The following is a 19,556-nucleotide window of genomic DNA, read 5'->3' as shown; positions in this document are numbered from 1 at the left end:
CACCCTATTTTACCTGAATTAGTGGTAGGTCTTTAAAAGCCTCCTCAAAAGCAACCTTTTTATTATTTAATATTAAAGCTAAGTTTTCGTCAGCAAAGTAATATATACCATTAATTTTATCTTTATTTTCTTTAAATAAATCAACTAATCTATCTACTGTTAAAGAACATTCAGTAATATCTCTAACATTTGAAACATTTTCTTGCAGCTTAATATAATCTCTATAATCTCCTAAAATAGTTTCACTATCTTTGTATTCTACTCTAATATATAGTCTTGGGTATTGTCCTATTTTACTCCTAGTCGCAAGATTTGGAATAGCATGTTTCATAGCTTCATCTAATAAAATCAAGTCTTCATCCTTTAAATTCGTCTTCTCTGCTCTCTTTCCACTTATTACCCCTGAAAAAGCAATCAATGAATATTTAACTCTAAAGTCTTTACCTATTGTACCTTGTGTAGCTGTATTGCTAGTTGAAAAATGAGAAGTAATACTTGCTTCAAGAAGTTCAACTTTATTTAATGAATATCCCCAATTAAATTGAATAGGTCCAATAAATGTTTTATTGTCTCCTTTAACAGTCATAGTTGCTCCAAACATTCTTACATCAGTTAAATTTTCTAAAATCCATTCATTTGATGAATCCTTTAAATCCTTTATTCTCTTGTCAGCTGTTACATATTTATCATCTACTCTCCTAACAAATATATCATGACCTTTTAGCATTAAGTAATCTCTAATATAGCGCTTTAATCTTAAATCTGATACTAAATTCATCTCCCTTTCATAATCCATACGTGGTCTGTTTTCTTCATCTGGATCTCCATTAGGATTAGTTAATTTTGCATCATATAAATATAATATTTCATTATTTTTCACTGTCATTATAATCTTCCTCCTTTTTCTTTAACATTGGCATTGCTGTTGCATAAGAATATCCTGAAAGTACATAAAATAAGCTCTCGTCCTTATTTAATTTCCAATCATTAATATTTTTATCTAACAATCTTTTCATATCAAAAAAAGTTACTTCATTATATTGTATAATTTTTTGTCCATTTGAATCTTTTTCTTGATTTAATTTATTAAATACATCTTTTGTGAGTCTTATAATTTTTGATCTATCTAAACCATTAAAATTAAGTTTATTAAGTATTGGCTTATTTCCTTCATCTGTTTTTTTGTATTGAGCATTTCCTATTTCTCCTATTAGATATCCTAATAAAAACATTGCTGTTTCTTGCTCGTCATATCCCAGTTTTTCAATATAATTTTTTATAGAATCTTTCACCTTCAATTCTGATACGTCCAATCCTTTTCCCTCCTTCAAGCATCCCATATATTCAAGGAATTTAATATACATGTTAGCTCTTATTACATAAAATTCTAAAACTTCGTTATTAGGATTAATATTGTATGAACCTTTAGAAAACCTTATAATTTTAATACATTCAATCAAATTATCAATGAGGTGTTTTTTGTTTAATTTTTTGCCAGTTAATATAGCATCATAAGTTTCTAGCAAATCTCTATACTGAGTGGCTTCTCCTTTCCTTGTCCTTATAGGAGTCATATAATAAATAGATGTTAAAGTAATAGCTCCTTTATAGTCTTGTCCTAGAACATTAACAAAATCTCTTCTTGCCTTGTCTGAAGCATGTCTAACTTTTTCAAAGATAGAAGGGTTTACATCTTTTATGAGCCTTTGTATCTTTGTAGCTTGTTGACTACTCTTAAAAAATATAAAGTTCAATAAAAAGTAGCTATCTTCATCTCTCAAATCTAATGAGCCATCTATTTCATTTCTTAATTTACTAATACCTTCATAAGATTTTACCGTATTAAAAGAATTAGTTATTTTTTTTGTAGCAATATTTAATTCACTTTCATCAAGAGGTTCTCCGTAAATAAATTGAGGAATTATGTATACATCAAAAGCTGCGAGTCTAGTTTGTAAGTTGTTCAAAATATAATTCTCGCCTGCTAAAAATTTAAACATACAATCTGAACACATTTGCATATTTTTATAGTAGTTGCTTTTAGTTACATCACTAGCAAATATTATTTGATTAGTAGTATAATATTTAATCTTCATTTTTGTCATATTTGATGTTACATTTTTATTGTTACCACAAATACTACATACTCCTGTATTTTTCTTTCCTCCTTTTAATCTTTTTGATTCTACTACTACATCACGATATTTTTTAAAATTCGATATTGGCTCTCCATCAATAAATATAGTATACAAACCTATATCATTTGGGTTTATGTCTTTTACATCTTTTAAATACTTTTCAAACTCTCTCTTTTCTGCTTCTAAAAGCTTTTTACCTAATTTTTTTTCATCATTTACTTGATCCTTTATTTTTTTAAAAAGTTCATCCATAGTAATATCTATAATACCACATTTATTCAAATTTAACGCATATCGATATTTTGGTTTTAATTCATCTCCAAAATCTACATAAAAATCCTTAAATACTTTCTTAATCTTTGCATTCAATTCTTCTCCAAAATCTATATTTGATAAATTATAAACAGTTTCAGTTAAATGATAATTACTAGATTTACTAGATACATACCATTGTGGTGCATTAGGCCCATCAGCTGAACCAACAAAAGAATATTTATGAGCAGTATGTTCATCCATCTCTTCTGCTACATCAATATCTAATTTATTTTCATCAAGTAAAAAATTAAACTTTAATACATTTAGCTGTTTGTTTTTTTTAGTAGATTGCAAGTCTTCTATAAAATTTGAAATTATATCATCTGATTTTAATAGTGCTTGTCCTATTTGGATTATTCCTTCAAGCATCTTTTCACCTCCTCTTTAATTTTTATAAAAAATAGTATTTATTTTAATTAATAGAAAAAATAACTTGAAAATTAATAAAATACTTTTATTCCTCATAGGTAGAATACAAACAGTGGTGAATGTACTGGAAGTTGTACAGGAACTTGTAGGTTTCAATTCCTTATAGGTAGAATACAAACTGATTAGTTTAGATATTGATAAATTTATAAATAAATTGTTTCAATTCCTTATAGGTAGAATACAAACTCATTAAACCAATCACAAAAAATAACTGCAAAGAAAGTTTCAATTCCTTATAGGTAGAATACAAACCATTGTATAGCACGTGCCTTACAGCATTTTTATCTCCACGTTTCAATTCCTTATAGGTAGAATACAAACCAGATTTTAATATGTTGTTTGCAGAAAGTGAAAAGCAGTTTCAATTCCTTATAGGTAGAATACAAACTATACGAGGTGATTCAAATCCAGATGATTTAGCAGTAGTTTCAATTCCTTATAGGTAGAATACAAACTATTATATCACAGAATATTAAATATATATGATATTGTAAGTAAAGTTTCAATTCCTTATAGGTAGAATACAAACAAGGGTATAAATTATGCGGTATTCCTTTTATTGATATGTTTCAATTCCTTATAGGTAGAATACAAACGAATAATAAGCAAAGATTTAAAAAAATAGCAACCTAAGTTTCAATTCCTTATAGGTAGAATACAAACAAAACTACTCTTGCTGCAAAGATAGTGCAAAAAGAATAGTTTCAATTCCTTATAGGTAGAATACAAACTTCCCAAATACCGTCATGAATACTTTTCGAAAAATTAGTTTCAATTCCTTATAGGTAGAATACAAACCTAAAACAATGGAATTGGATATGCACGACCACAATATAGTTTCAATTCCTTATAGGTAGAATACAAACGGAAAGGCTGGTAATGTAGTTTTTCCTGAAGGAGTACAGTTTCAATTCCTTATAGGTAGAATACAAACAATATTGCAAGGATAAAGGATTTACTAAAGAAGAATATAGTTTCAATTCCTTATAGGTAGAATACAAACGGCGACACGGCAACAGGTTATGAAGAATATAAAGAAGAGTTTCAATTCCTTATAGGTAGAATACAAACTATTATAGTATACTATAGATGTCGAAGTCAAGGGTCTAGTTTCAATTCCTTATAGGTAGAATACAAACCGGCTCTCATCCATATCAAAATATTGAAAATTAAATTGTTTCAATTCCTTATAGGTAGAATACAAACGCCTAATGGCCACGGCAAACCCATTATATATATTAATGTTTCAATTCCTTATAGGTAGAATACAAACCCTTTTCTTCTCCTAATTCTTTTATAGATATTACTTGTTTCAATTCCTTATAGGTAGAATACAAACAATTTATTAAATGTTATTGAAGAAGTAAAGCAAACTATGTTTCAATTCCTTATAGGTAGAATACAAACTCTTTATTATCTTTCCATGACCTACTATCTAAAAAAGTTTCAATTCCTTATAGGTAGAATACAAACACTGTTAAAAAAGTATTATCACCTACCAACAACTCTGTTTCAATTCCTTATAGGTAGAATACAAACTAAAAAACCTAGAAATATATCCAATTAGATATATCTAGTTTCAATTCCTTATAGGTAGAATACAAACGCTTTTGTTGCCTTGAGGAGGACGATCCCTCAAGGCGGTTTCAATTCCTTATAGGTAGAATACAAACTCTACCTTTATCATTACACCAACTTATTGCATATACATGTTTCAATTCCTTATAGGTAGAATACAAACCTTGTGCTTCGCACCCAGCCAAACCTCATATTTTTTTGTTTCAATTCCTTATAGGTAGAATACAAACGAACCATCTACAGCGTCAATACATGCCCAATCATCTAGTTTCAATTCCTTATAGGTAGAATACAAACTTTTAATTAAGCTGTAGGGGTGTTTTGTCCCCTACAGGTTTCAATTCCTTATAGGTAGAATACAAACATTAAAAGCACTCTTGAGGGCACGTACGATTAGGAAACCGTTTCAATTCCTTATAGGTAGAATACAAACCTAAAACAATGGAATTGGATATGCACGACCACAATATAGTTTCAATTCCTTATAGGTAGAATACAAACGGAAAGGCTGGTAATGTAGTTTTTCCTGAAGGAGTACAGTTTCAATTCCTTATAGGTAGAATACAAACGGGGAATTTCACCCCTCTATTTTATTTAGTTTTTAGTTTCAATTCCTTATAGGTAGAATACAAACCACTAGGTCCAACTGTATTTTCTTGTTGATATCCAAACAGTTTCAATTCCTTATAGGTAGAATACAAACAATATTTCTTTTGCATACAAACCTACCTTATCTTTGGTTTCAATTCCTTATAGGTAGAATACAAACCCAGTATCTCCTGAGCCAGTATCTCCAGTATCATCTAGTTTCAATTCCTTATAGGTAGAATACAAACCGGCATAAAAATTATACCAGAACCAAATGATTGGGATAGTTTCAATTCCTTATAGGTAGAATACAAACTTGAAGAAACATCAACAAATGATATCAAATCAGTAGTTTCAATTCCTTATAGGTAGAATACAAACTGAGTTTGATTCATCTTGGTTATTATACCAAGAACAATGTTTCAATTCCTTATAGGTAGAATACAAACTCTATTTTGGAGTACACATTTTTATAGTTTGGTAGATAGTTTCAATTCCTTATAGGTAGAATACAAACCATGATGGAACAGATCTAAGTTGGTCTATTATTGCTTGTTTCAATTCCTTATAGGTAGAATACAAACCAACAAATCATATGGTAAAAAGCTTAGTTACTAGAAGTTTCAATTCCTTATAGGTAGAATACAAACCCATTTGGGTATTGGTTTTACTATATTTTATATTTTCTATACTTTTTATTAAAGTCCTTCTTTTTTTATCAAATTTTTAGTTAATTGTTGATATTTCAATGAAAACTAACAAAATAAAATTGTCGTCGATCCCCAGGGGTTTTTACGCTATCTAGGGTCGACGACAATCAATTTACTAATGTTGTAAGGAATCTATATATTTAGTATAGTATAATAAATATATACAAACAAGAAAGAGATGATTAAAGTGTATAATATTTCTAGGGAAAATGTTATTTTTGAAAAAGGTGATGGGAATAGTTTGTACTTTAATAGTCCATTTCCTTCTGGAAATGAATATGTTGATAAAGGAAAAGCTCTGCTTTATAAAGGTTATAAATCAGAAGGTATTGTATTTGTACATGGTTTAGGTAGTAGAAATTTTGAATATTTAAAGTACTATCCAAAAAATCTAGTAAAGTACGGTTATACAACGATAATGCTTGTACTTCCTTATCATTTTGAAAGAATGCCAAAAGATAAAAATATATCTTTTCTTTCAGGTACTTCAAATGATATAGAAAAAAGATTTTACCAATCAGTAGCAGATGTATTATCTTGTGTTGATTATTTATATAGTATAGGTATAAAAAAGGTACATATTATAGGGTTTAGTTTTGGTGGGATGATAAGTACAATAGCTAAAGCTATTGATAACAGACTTGATAAAGGAATATTTATAGTTTCTGGAGGTAACTTCTTGCATATCACTTGGAAAAGTGTTGCTACAAAGATATTGAGAGTACGCTATGAAGATGAAGATAGCTGCAGTATAGAAAAATGTCATAAACTGCATGATAACTTTGATAACATAGTAAAAGATTTTAATAGCTTAAATGATTTAAATAATCTACCTAGCTGTTTTAGATATGATCCTTCACTTTTTGCTAAAATGATAGATCCCAATAAAGTAATTATGATAAATGCAATGTTTGATCCATTTATACCTAGAAAAGCTTCTGAAGATTTATGGGATAAAATGGGACATCCTAAAAGATACTGGTTGCCTTCTGGACATTTGACCTCTCATTTATGGTTTAAAAGATTTATTCTTAAGAAAATCATAGAATTTTTGGAATAAATTAAGAGAGCATTATGCTCTCTTAATCATTATTTATCAAATGCTTCGTCCACTTTCCAAACCTTCCATACATTACCTACTAAATCTGGTCCTGGTTTTAATGTAGTTTTACCTGGTTTCCATCCAAAAGGTGTAACTTCTGCTCCATTTGTAGCTCTCACTAATTGGAATGCTTTTATTTGCCTTATAGTTTCTTCTACATTTCTTCCAACTGGTGGTGTAAGTACTTCAAACCCTTGTACTATACCATCTGGGTCTATAATAAATCTACCTCTTGTTTCTACTCCACTATCTTCATCATATACTCCATACATTTTGCCTATACTTCCATCCTGATCTGATAACATTGGGAATGGTATATCTTTGCCGATCATCTTTGATAATTCATGTTCATTCCAAATCTTGTGAACAAATACTGAATCTACACTAATTGATAAAACTTGTACATCTAATCCTTTCAATTCTGGATACTTTTCAGCAACTGCTGAAACTTCTGTAGCTCAGACAAAAGTAAAATCTCCAGGATAAAAACAAAGCAATACCCATTTTCCTCTATAATCTTCTAGATTAACATTGATAAACTTGCCTTCATGATAAGCTGGAGCAGTAAATAGTGGTGCTGGTTTACCTACCTTTAACATTTTTTGTTTCTCCTCCTTAATAATATTTTCTGATGTTTCATTAGAAGTTTTTATTTGTTGATTATCTAATTCAGGTCTCGCACATCCTACTTTTATTTCCTTTGTCAAGTGAACACCTCCTATAAAATTTATCTATAATCTCTAATCCCATTATAGATATTCTTATTATATTTATACCAATTAAAAACAACTCGAAACAAAATTTCCAATATTTTTTAACTTATATTTATTTATCAAGTATTTGCTCAATATAATCTTTTAAACTTTCTACTTTATTTCCTCCATATCCTTTTACTCTATTAGCAGTTACCATTGAATTTAACACTGCTTCTTCACAGGCTTCTGCTACTGCTCTAAAAAGCAAATCTATTTTACTTTCATTTATTATATTTATACCAACTATATCATTTTCTTTGTCATAACTAATATTATTTGCAGTAGTAAAACCTACTACTATTTCACCACTACCATGTCCAATAAATGAGCCTAGCCTCGCCAATCCAACACCTGCTCTTTTACATACTCTTTTTAGCTGTCTACTCGATACAGGTATATCTGTAGCTACTATTATAATTATTGAACCTTTATCTGATTTTTCTTGAACATTTACATTTTTAGATATTTCTTTTCCAATACTATTACCATTTATCATAAAATCTTCTAATTTACCATGGTTTGATTGAACTAAAACACCTAATGTATATTCTTTTCCATCTAATTTGACTATACGTGATGCAGAACCTATACCACCTTTTAAATTATGACATGTCATACCTTTTCCTCCGCCTACATCTCCCTCTTGGAAGTCAACGCAACTATTTTTTATAGCACGAAACACATGCTCCTTTTTTACTGCTCTTTTTTTTATATTGTTCAGTTTGCTATCATTGCACTCACATACTACAGGATTTATTGAATACATATCTATATTATCTTTTTCGCATTCATTTATCATGTATTCTACAATTGCGTCATGTACAATACCTACATTTAATGTGTTAGTAAGTGCTATAGGTGTCTCTAATGTTCCTAATTCATCTATCTGAATTAGACCAGTGGTTTTACCAAAGCCATTTAACACATATGTTGCAGCAATCAGTTTGTTTGCAAATATATTTTTCTCTTGTGGTATTATAACTGTAACTCCTGTCTTGTTCTCTTCTGTATCTATAGTACAATGACCCACCTTAACTCCTTTTACATCTGTTATTTTATTTAATTTTCCTTTTGGTAATTTACCAATTTTTATGCCATAATCCTCAATTCTCCTTTGATTTAACATCTGTTTCCCCCCCAATTTGTATTATTTTCATACCTTATACCAAATACAAATAAAGCATAGGCTTACACAATACAAGCCTACGCTTTATTACTAATCCACTATAATTCTATTAAAACTCTAAACTCCATTATATGAAAGATAAGTGGGAAATGATTTCAATTCCACTGTGGTCCGATTAAAACTTTCTATGGTAATTATGGTTTTATATCCAAGAAAGATATTTCAATTCCACTGTGGTCCGATTAAAACAGTATATAATATAGTCAAGAAAATAAATTTTTTAAGGATTTCAATTCCACTGTGGTCCGATTAAAACTCTTTAATATGATTAAATTCAAATGTTTCGTGTGGATTTCAATTCCACTGTGGTCCGATTAAAACCTTGTAAGCGTAGTAGACAAGATATACATATATGGAAATTTCAATTCCACTGTGGTCCGATTAAAACCCATCAGTTTGGTGTAAAAATGACCATTTATATTTTTATAGATTTTCATTTTAAAAAATTACTTCTAGTACTTATCAGGGTTTAAAGGTAATTTCGATTTGTCGACCCCTAGAAATTTTTGCATCACCGAGGGTCGACAAGCTATTCTTCAGTGTCATTTCTATTCCTACTTTAAAATATTTCTACATTTTATTTAAAAATCCTTCTTTATTTTCATTATATATTCAGCTAGCTATTATTAATAAAATATAAAGTAATTATTGTTTTTCAATTATATAGCTTCCTCATAAGTAGAATAATCACCATTCCTGTAAACCTCAGTTGGTCATTAGATCAACTGTTTCAATTCCTCATAGGTAGGATAGTAACCATTACCAGAAAAAATTTCCGTTGCAACCCTCTTTTTGTTTCAATTCCTCATAGGTAGAATAGTAACGTGGGGCTTGTTTTAAAATAGATGATATGGAGGAGAATGTTTCAATTCCTCATAGGTAGAATAGTAACCTTGTCTGCCGTAAATACATATTCAGGAACAACTTTGTTTCAATTCCTCATAGGTAGAATAGTAACAAGGCATGAAAAAAGATTAGAATACCTAGACGAAGAATGTTTCAATTCCTCATAGGTAGAATAGTAACAAGGCATGAAAAAAGATTAGAATACCTAGACGAAGAATGTTTCAATTCCTCATAGGTAGAATAGTAACGTCGTTATAAGCAATATGTTTTGTTTACCTATAGTGTGTTTCAATTCCTCATAGGTAGAATAGTAACTCAATATCAACTTCACTATCTGAATCATCCATTTTATCGTTTCAATTCCTCATAGGTAGAATAGTAACCAATTGTTTTACATGGTTACCAAGTGAAATATATACTTGTTTCAATTCCTCATAGGTAGAATAGTAACTCTTTTTCTATAACTTTTTTAGTTTTTATGTTATGTTGTTTCAATTCCTCATAGGTAGAATAGTAACAAACTAGAGAAAGCTATTCTCTAGTATAGGACACTAGTTTCAATTCCTCATAGGTAGAATAGTAACAATATTAAGCTGTATAATCCACTTTCGTTAATTAAGGTTTCAATTCCTCATAGGTAGAATAGTAACAAGTGGAGGTGGAGTAGATGAAACTTAAAAACAAAAGTTTCAATTCCTCATAGGTAGAATAGTAACTTTGGTAACCGCTACCTCACTTCGTATATTTTCCTCGTTTCAATTCCTCATAGGTAGAATAGTAACTCTTAACTGTTTCGCCGTTTATGTTTTTTTGATTAGCGTTTCAATTCCTCATAGGTAGAATAGTAACAAGAATTCTAGTAAGGAACTCACTAAAACAGAAGCAAGGTTTCAATTCCTCATAGGTAGAATAGTAACATATGAGTAAAATTATATACTTAAATAAAAAAGAAGAGTTTCAATTCCTCATAGGTAGAATAGTAACACTCAAAAATCAAAAAATCAATTGCACGTCAAAGAGATGTTTCAATTCCTCATAGGTAGAATAGTAACCACCTAATACAGATAAAGCTAGCAAAATTGACAATTGTTTCAATTCCTCATAGGTAGAATAGTAACTATTGTACAATCCTAAAACAAAGGAAATATATACACCGTTTCAATTCCTCATAGGTAGAATAGTAACCAGATAGTGAAGAATTTGAAGAATTTGAAACTTGGCGTTTCAATTCCTCATAGGTAGAATAGTAACCTAATATACTTAATCAAGAAAACATAACAGAAACAGCGTTTCAATTCCTCATAGGTAGAATAGTAACAAGAATATGACATTAGATGAATTGCCTAAATTTATTAAGTTTCAATTCCTCATAGGTAGAATAGTAACCTAAAAAAATAGGAACAGAAAAATATATACCAAGTAGTTTCAATTCCTCATAGGTAGAATAGTAACCTAAAAAAATAGGAACAGAAAAATATATACCAAGTAGTTTCAATTCCTCATAGGTAGAATAGTAACTTTTTTTATTTATTTTTTCTATATATAGTATTTCAACAGTTTCAATTCCTCATAGGTAGAATAGTAACGTAGCAAAAAAATATTAATTAGGAGGGTTAAATATGAGTTTCAATTCCTCATAGGTAGAATAGTAACTATTGTATTTAAATTATTAGCATCTTTTATCCATTCGTTTCAATTCCTCATAGGTAGAATAGTAACGCTTCGCAGTCCTTCCAAGTTTCAAGGCGTTCATTGTTTCAATTCCTCATAGGTAGAATAGTAACATAAAATAAAAATAGGAGAATTCACATTTGTTGCAGAGTTTCAATTCCTCATAGGTAGAATAGTAACCTGAATAATGATACTTCTAATACTACAGCTGTTCCTGAGTTTCAATTCCTCATAGGTAGAATAGTAACTAGACACACGTCGTATATATGACGTGTTGGTATTCCAGTTTCAATTCCTCATAGGTAGAATAGTAACAGCATTATTTGCATTTCCTAGAAGTGGTCATGGCTTGTTTCAATTCCTCATAGGTAGAATAGTAACGGACATGAAGGACACATAAGAGGACACATAAGAGGACAGTTTCAATTCCTCATAGGTAGAATAGTAACATATGTACTCACAAAAGAGTACGAACCATTTTATGTGTTTCAATTCCTCATAGGTAGAATAGTAACTAGAAATAAATACATAAAATTGCTTGACAATACATACAAGTTTCAATTCCTCATAGGTAGAATAGTAACAGTGGTAAGCATTTAAAAAGTAAAAATGCTTATTACAAGTTTCAATTCCTCATAGGTAGAATAGTAACTTGTATTTAAATACAAGCTTGGGTACTATTAGTGGAGTTTCAATTCCTCATAGGTAGAATAGTAACCATATCCAGCAGATAAATCTACAAGAATATCACTTATGTTTCAATTCCTCATAGGTAGAATAGTAACTTCTTCTTCATCTACTGCATATACATAGCTACTTGCGTTTCAATTCCTCATAGGTAGAATAGTAACAAGAAGTTCTCTGTTTAAAGCACATTGTATGGCTTTGTTTCAATTCCTCATAGGTAGAATAGTAACCAGGTTTCTATGAAAATGTTGAAATTGATTGGAATTGTTTCAATTCCTCATAGGTAGAATAGTAACTGTTTTTCATCATCCCAAAATTCAGGTTTTGATATCCGTTTCAATTCCTCATAGGTAGAATAGTAACTATATAAGTAAGTAGGTGTTATGTGTGATATTAGAAATGTTTCAATTCCTCATAGGTAGAATAGTAACCATAGAAAATGAATATAGTTATTATTTAGCGTATAGACAGTTTCAATTCCTCATAGGTAGAATAGTAACTGACGAAGATTTACCAGAAATGCCTTTATAATATGCAGTTTCAATTCCTCATAGGTAGAATAGTAACAGGCAACGTTCGCAAATATCTCCTTCTTTGAATGATTCGTTTCAATTCCTCATAGGTAGAATAGTAACTCAAGATGGAGTAATTAAGTCAAATAGTTTAAGTAAAAGTTTCAATTCCTCATAGGTAGAATAGTAACACCTATTATAATCGAATATTCGTTTAAAGATTGTCCTGGTTTCAATTCCTCATAGGTAGAATAGTAACTATACTATAATAGAAGGAAAAAACAAGGGACAACCACAGTTTCAATTCCTCATAGGTAGAATAGTAACACAAATGAACTAAATATCCAAATCCAAAAGAAAATCCAGTTTCAATTCCTCATAGGTAGAATAGTAACGAATTAGGGCATGGGAACAGCAAGAAATAAGTAGTCGTTTCAATTCCTCATAGGTAGAATAGTAACTATGGATATGTATTACCACTCAGCCATATCCAAGAACCGTTTCAATTCCTCATAGGTAGAATAGTAACTTTATTTTATAATAACATATTCCGCCAAACAGCCAGGTTTCAATTCCTCATAGGTAGAATAGTAACAAGGTACTATCTTACGCCATACATAAAGAAATGTAGGTTTCAATTCCTCATAGGTAGAATAGTAACATGAAGTATTAGAAAACATTATTAAAAATGAAATAGAGTTTCAATTCCTCATAGGTAGAATAGTAACCAGCGCCACAGAGAGAGAAGCATCGATAGCATTCTTGTTTCAATTCCTCATAGGTAGAATAGTAACCATATTTAGTTTGTTTATTTTCAATACATTCTACATGTTTCAATTCCTCATAGGTAGAATAGTAACTGTTTCTGACATGATTCCAATTTGGATGGAATATGGCGGTTTCAATTCCTCATAGGTAGAATAGTAACTATGCAGATTGCTTACATTTCTTTTTGAGTATTGGGTTTCAATTCCTCATAGGTAGAATAATAACCCTGCCTTTTCTGCAAGAAAAAAGAGCCTATTGGCTCTGTTTCAATTCCTCATAGGTAGAATAATAACGATGTTCTCCCATGCACTTCACTTCCGAAATCAGCAGTTTCAATTCCTCATAGGTAGAATAATAACCCTATAATACCACCTACAAAGAAGAACCCTAATGTTAAGTTTCAATTCCTCATAGGTAGAATAATAACCAGCCTGGGTTACATCGATTTGTTTTCCTGAAGATGGTTTCAATTCCTCATAGGTAGAATAATAACTCCAGCTTTATGGCTTCATTTACATGGTCATCAGTTAGTTTCAATTCCTCATAGGTAGAATAATAACCCAACTCCAGCAATATTTTTACTATCAATATTTTTGCGTTTCAATTCCTCATAGGTAGAATAATAACGTATTAAAATATTTTTCAGCGTTTACAGTTTGTTGCAGTTTCAATTCCTCATAGGTAGAATAATAACGATAAAATTTATGAAGATTTAGTTTGGGAAGGATGGAAGTTTCAATTCCTCATAGGTAGAATAATAACCTTCAGAAAAAACTGCTATAGAGGTAGTTGAGCAGCTGTTTCAATTCCTCATAGGTAGAATAATAACAAGGAGATGATTGAAAATGGAGAAAATACATCAATGGAGTTTCAATTCCTCATAGGTAGAATAATAACATTAATTATGCTGAACAATCTTTAAGATTATTATTTATGTTTCAATTCCTCATAGGTAGAATAATAACGTTCATATCTTGTCAAGACTTTTTTTGATTTTTTTAGTTTCAATTCCTCATAGGTAGAATAATAACTTTCAGTTAACGCTTAATGACAAAAAGCTTGGTGGGAGGTTTCAATTCCTCATAGGTAGAATAATAACCTGGATCCGTGAATGGCTTTAGGTCCATGGCCTCTTGTTTCAATTCCTCATAGGTAGAATAATAACCCTTTTTGCTTCTGCTTCCATGTTGGCCATGCAGTTCTGTTTCAATTCCTCATAGGTAGAATAATAACCATGCTTTCATCAGAAAATAGATATAGATCTTCCAGTCTCCGTTTCAATTCCTCATAGGTAGAATAATAACTGTGCCTATCAAAGTTGATAGTTAGTTGTCTATTAAGCTCATCTATCCTTTTCTTTATTTCTTGTTGGATCCTTCTTAGTCTTGCCTCATCAAATGGACGTTTCAATTCCTCATAGGTAGAATAATAACGAAAAAGTTGCTAATAAAAAGCTACATAAAAAAGAAGGTTTCAATTCCTCATAGGTAGAATAATAACAGTAAGCATGATAATGATAAAAAAGAAAAAGTTGCTAAGTTTCAATTCCTCATAGGTAGAATAATAACTTGAGAGACTACTAGGAGAAACAGCTAGACAAGAAGCGTTTCAATTCCTCATAGGTAGAATAATAACGTGGTAGTTTCTTAGATATACTTGATGTTATGGGTTGTTTCAATTCCTCATAGGTAGAATAATAACTATTTAATACTTCAAAGTTTCCCCCTTTTACTTGTTTTTTGTTTCAATTCCTCATAGGTAGAATAATAACTGGTTGAAAAAAGGTTAAGAGAACAACAAAATTATAGTTTCAATTCCTCATAGGTAGAATAATAACTTGAGCAATTAGAAAAATTGTATTACAATTTATTAGAGTTTCAATTCCTCATAGGTAGAATAATAACACTGAAACATCTACAATTATGCAAGGTAATAGACGGTTTCAATTCCTCATAGGTAGAATAATAACAAGAGTCAGAAAGCGAATTAATGAAAAAAGCTGAAAAGTTTCAATTCCTCATAGGTAGAATAATAACTCTTGGTTTAGAACAGGTATCATATTATATATATCTTGTTTCAATTCCTCATAGGTAGAATAATAACTTGGATGATCAGCCTCAAAATTTTATACATACTTTGCTGTTTCAATTCCTCATAGGTAGAATAATAACATAATTTTAATTGGAAATATGCACATGTTTGCAATTGTTTCAATTCCTCATAGGTAGAATAATAACACGAGAAGGGTAAAGGCAAAGATAAAAAACAGTATGGTTTCAATTCCTCATAGGTAGAATAATAACAACCAGAACTATAGAAGGAATATCAGCAGGATCCTAGGTTTCAATTCCTCATAGGTAGAATAATAACTACATGGCCCTGATTTCCTGTTCCTGGTCTAGCCTGTTTCAATTCCTCATAGGTAGAATAATAACCATATCCGTTTTCCTCTAAAAATATAATCATTGCCATGTTTCAATTCCTCATAGGTAGAATAATAACCTTTGTGTAAGACACTCGGGTACAAATCTTTCCCATGTTTCAATTCCTCATAGGTAGAATAATAACTTAATTCCCCAACCTTTTTCATGAAGTTTATATGCTAGTTTCAATTCCTCATAGGTAGAATAATAACAAGTCTTTTCTTCATTTTTAATGCGGTCTTTTTCTTGTTTCAATTCCTCATAGGTAGAATAATAACAAGGAACATTTACTTATAGGACAACCAGGGTTACTGGGTTTCAATTCCTCATAGGTAGAATAATAACCTGAAAAGGTTATTCCATTAGATTATGACGAATTTAGTTTCAATTCCTCATAGGTAGAATAATAACAGAACAACTAATGAAAGTATATTTAGGGGAGGCGTAAGTTTCAATTCCTCATAGGTAGAATAATAACTCTATTCGTAAACTTCATGATGAACAACTTGAACAGGGTTTCAATTCCTCATAGGTAGAATAATAACTGCTACCAGTTAGGAGGGAATAAATATGCATTATTATGGTTTCAATTCCTCATAGGTAGAATAGTAACTTGGTTCTTCTAGCTTAATATTGCCTCCAACAACAGAAGTTTCAATTCCTCATAGGTAGAATAGTAACGTTTAACCTCACCAGTTGTTTCTTGTACTGTTACAAAGTTTCAATTCCTCATAGGTAGAATAATAACCCATTACATACATTGATTTTATCAAGTTTTTAATTTTTTGTCAATTTTATTTTTACCATAATTTTCTTTAGATTTTACATCTTAGAAGTGAGTGTATCCATTGTAAAAACTTAATTCTAAGACAATTTAATTCAAAATATAAAATGTCGTCGATCCCCAGGGGTTTTTACGCTATTGGAGGTCGACGACATTTATATTGCACTATGAGTTTGTTAATTTTGGATTATTCGGCTGAAACCACCTTACAGGAAATATATTTCAATTCCACTGTGGTCCGATTAAAACGCAAACCACAGGATAGATGATTTAGAGGAAATTACGAGTTTCAATTCCACTGTGGTCCGATTAAAACCCATCATATTACTGTAAAAATAGACATTTGTATTTTTGAAGATTTTAATTTTTAAAAATTACTTCTAGCATTTATCACGGTTTGAAAGCGATTTTAGTTTGTCGACCTCTAAGGGGTTTTGCATCACCGAGGGTCGACAAACTGTTTTGTTCTCATAAATTATATTTAGTAAAATATTCTACAGATAAATCAAAAATCCTTCAACAAATCAATTTACTTAACACTACTAGTATCTTGATGCAGTTATCTCCATCTACTTTTTCACTATATACTTGCAGCTCATTTAATGCTTCTTCATCATATCGTTTTGAATCTTTACATGATATACACATCAAAGATGAATCTTTTGCTGCTATTACATCTAACTCACTTTTTACATCATCTATATCTTTAATACTCTTAATAACACTATATGTAATTAGTTCTAGCCAATAACCTGATACTAATAGTATACTCTTTCCTTGTTTTGATTTAAAGTCTATCATTATACGTTTGTGCTCACAACTATATTCTATTAAATGTGCGTCAGCTAAAAGTTTCAAAAATGATACGATATTTAAAACTTCATTTATACTTAGTGATTTAAGGTAGTTTAGTAATATTATCTTTAGACATTTTCAATATTTTATCGTCTTCTACGTCTATATATATACAATCAATTCCTAATTTGTTTGCTATATTATAAAAGTACAAACTCATTAGTTTTGAACCACCGCTGATATTTATAACAATATTCTCCAAAGTTTATGTCTTAGAAAATTCTATAGTATTTTAAAAGACCATCCTGCATTAGATGGTCTTTTATTTATATTATACTTGTTCTTTTATTGCTTGCTTCAAATCTTCTTCTTTAACACTCTTACCTAGGAAATGGACAACGCCAAATACCAATACTGCACCAATAACCAACACAAGCAATACTGGTAAATCAAATAGTCCTACTAATAAGTATCCAATCATAGATATTAATCCACCAGTTATTGCATATGGGATTTGAGTTTTTACATGATCCAAGTGGTCTACAGCTGAAGCCATAGATGACATAATAGTAGTATCTGATATCGGTGAACAATGGTCTCCAAATATTCCACCTGAAAGTACAGAACTCAATGTTGCAATTACTAGTGATTCACTTGCCAATCCTGCTAAAACATAGCTATTTGCCAATGGTACTGCTAAAGGTATAACTATAGCCATAGTTCCCCAAGAAGTACCCGTTGAAAATGATACTAAGCAAGATATTAAGAATACTATTATTGGTAATATCCATCCTGGAACACTTTCTGAAACAATTCCGACTAAGAAATCCGCTGTACCTACTTCACCTGTTACGCTACCCAATGACCAAGCTAACACTAATATCATACAAGTAATCACTAATGATTTTGCTCCTTCTATCCATGAGTCAAAAGCTTCTCCTAATGTTAGTATTTTTTGTGAAATTCCCATAATCATAGCTACAATACTAGAAGTTACAGCACCCCATATAAGTACAACACTAGCATCTGCATATCCGAAGCTTTCTCTTATTCCTTCCCAAGTAAATGCATTTATGTTCATTCCATCATTAATTGCAGCTACATAACCATTGTACCATAGTCCTGCAAAAGATACTACTACTAAAGTTACTATAGGTACAACAGCATTTCTAGCCTTTATTTTGCTCATATCTTTAAGCTCCATTTTAGAAATTTCATCAGAAGCCATAGGTTTTGCTTCATCACTTAAAAGTTTTCCTGTTAATCTAGATCTTTTTTCTGCATCATACATTGGCCCATAATCTTTTTTCAAAAGCGCAAGTGCTAAGACTAAAACTAAAGCAAAAATATTATAGAATGTATAAGGTATAGTTTTTAAAAACACTCCATATATATTTGCTTGCAACCCTATCGAATCATATACATTTTTCATTACACCTATTTCATATCCTACCCATGTAGAAACTAATGCCATACCAACAACTGGAGCTGCAGTTGAATCAACTATGTATGCAAGTTTTTCCCTTGATATTTTCAATTTATCAGTTAACGGCCTCATAGTTGGTCCTACAATAAGAGTATTGGCATAATCATCGAAAAACACTAATATTCCTAATAGCCATGTTGACAATTGTGCACTTCTAGCAGTTTTAGCCTTTTTAGCTAATGCATCTGCTATTGCTTTAGTACCTCCCATTTTTGCTACTACACCAACCATGCCTCCAATAGTAAGAGTAAAAATTAATATTGCAGCATTCCATGAATCTGCTGCTGAACCCAACATAAAATGGTCCATAGTCCTAAGAAAAGCATAAAAAGGATTCCATCCATTTAGCATTAATGCTCCAACAAAAACTCCAAGAAATAAAGACAATAATACCTGTTTAGTAATGAAAGCTAAAGCGATAGCTAATACTGGAGGCAATAATGACAGCCATCCAAAGTCTGGTATTTCTGTTTCTACAGCTGATGAAAAAGCTGGTATAGTAATAATTAAAGTAAAAATTAATGCGAGTAACAATACTTTTAATAACTTCTTTTTCACAAAATCCCTCCTTTAATATTTGGTTTTAAAAACATTTAACCTCCTTCCTACACAATTTTATTCTGTGCTGTATTTTATATTCTAGGTATTTTAAAAAAATCCTGCGTGAATTTTCTGAATATTTTGACTACTTTTGTCGTTTTGTATTTCATTTCTTCTAGCCTAAATTACTTTCATTTATATTAATTTATTATCTTTTATTAACATTTATTCCTCAATTAGGCT

8 protein-coding genes and 3 CRISPR repeat arrays are annotated in these 19,556 nt (G+C 30.5%); of the genes, 1 reads left to right on the top strand and 7 read right to left on the bottom strand.

Translation table 11 applies throughout. From position 1 onward, the window contains the following. Positions 1–4 precede the first annotated feature (4 nt). Together cas7b and ACZ41D_RS03810 are read right to left on the bottom strand one after the other, a co-directional pair. Positions 5–886: a type I-B CRISPR-associated protein Cas7/Csh2 gene (gene cas7b, locus ACZ41D_RS03815; RefSeq protein WP_464152609.1), complete on the bottom strand. Its 882-nt coding sequence runs from the start codon at positions 884–886 to the stop codon at positions 5–7. Continuing rightward, a complete protein-coding gene (locus ACZ41D_RS03810) occupies positions 870–2,822 on the bottom strand; it encodes a TIGR02556 family CRISPR-associated protein (RefSeq protein ID WP_464152608.1) in 1,953 nt (650 codons plus the stop codon). The genes cas7b and ACZ41D_RS03810 overlap by 17 nt, the downstream gene beginning before the upstream one ends. Before the next feature lie 81 nt (positions 2,823–2,903). Then, a CRISPR array of direct repeats spans positions 2,904–5,698; the repeat unit is 30 nt; unit sequence GTTTCAATTCCTTATAGGTAGAATACAAAC. A gap of 238 nt (positions 5,699–5,936) precedes the next feature. On the opposite strand from ACZ41D_RS03810, the gene ACZ41D_RS03805 reads away from it, so the two are divergent. Continuing rightward, the gene (locus tag ACZ41D_RS03805; RefSeq protein WP_464152607.1) at positions 5,937–6,818 is read left to right on the top strand and encodes an alpha/beta fold hydrolase; all 882 of its coding nucleotides are present in this window, start codon (positions 5,937–5,939) and stop codon (positions 6,816–6,818) included. A 29-nt stretch (positions 6,819–6,847) separates the two neighbouring features. Here ACZ41D_RS03805 and prxU read toward each other — a convergent pair whose 3' ends face one another. The 5 genes from prxU to ACZ41D_RS03780 form a co-directional block, all read right to left on the bottom strand. Beyond that, positions 6,848–7,459 (bottom strand): thioredoxin-dependent peroxiredoxin, encoded by a 612-nt coding sequence (gene prxU, locus ACZ41D_RS03800; protein ID WP_464153111.1) that lies wholly within the window; start codon positions 7,457–7,459, stop codon positions 6,848–6,850. 226 nt (positions 7,460–7,685) lie between these two features. Further along, positions 7,686–8,741, bottom strand: coding sequence for a DmpA family aminopeptidase (locus ACZ41D_RS03795; protein ID WP_464152606.1), 1,056 nt, complete (start codon positions 8,739–8,741; stop codon positions 7,686–7,688). A gap of 787 nt (positions 8,742–9,528) precedes the next feature. Next, a CRISPR array of direct repeats spans positions 9,529–14,589; the repeat unit is 30 nt; unit sequence GTTTCAATTCCTCATAGGTAGAATAATAAC. Between the two features lie 98 nt (positions 14,590–14,687). Further along, a CRISPR array of direct repeats spans positions 14,688–16,456; the repeat unit is 30 nt; unit sequence GTTTCAATTCCTCATAGGTAGAATAATAAC. 552 nt (positions 16,457–17,008) lie between these two features. Then, the gene (locus ACZ41D_RS03790) at positions 17,009–17,350 is read right to left on the bottom strand and encodes a hypothetical protein (protein WP_464152605.1); all 342 of its coding nucleotides are present in this window, start codon (positions 17,348–17,350) and stop codon (positions 17,009–17,011) included. A 40-nt stretch (positions 17,351–17,390) separates the two neighbouring features. Then, on the bottom strand, positions 17,391–17,549 hold the full coding sequence (locus tag ACZ41D_RS03785; RefSeq protein ID WP_464152604.1) for a hypothetical protein: 159 nt from the start codon (positions 17,547–17,549) through the stop codon (positions 17,391–17,393). Between the two features lie 69 nt (positions 17,550–17,618). Continuing rightward, positions 17,619–19,331, bottom strand: a complete 1,713-nt coding sequence (locus tag ACZ41D_RS03780) for a Na+/H+ antiporter NhaC family protein (RefSeq protein ID WP_464152603.1) — start codon at positions 19,329–19,331, stop codon at positions 17,619–17,621. Positions 19,332–19,556 lie beyond the last annotated feature (225 nt).

This window comes from Brassicibacter thermophilus (assembly GCF_055378355.1).
This window is presented reverse-complemented; position numbering and strand designations above follow the sequence as displayed.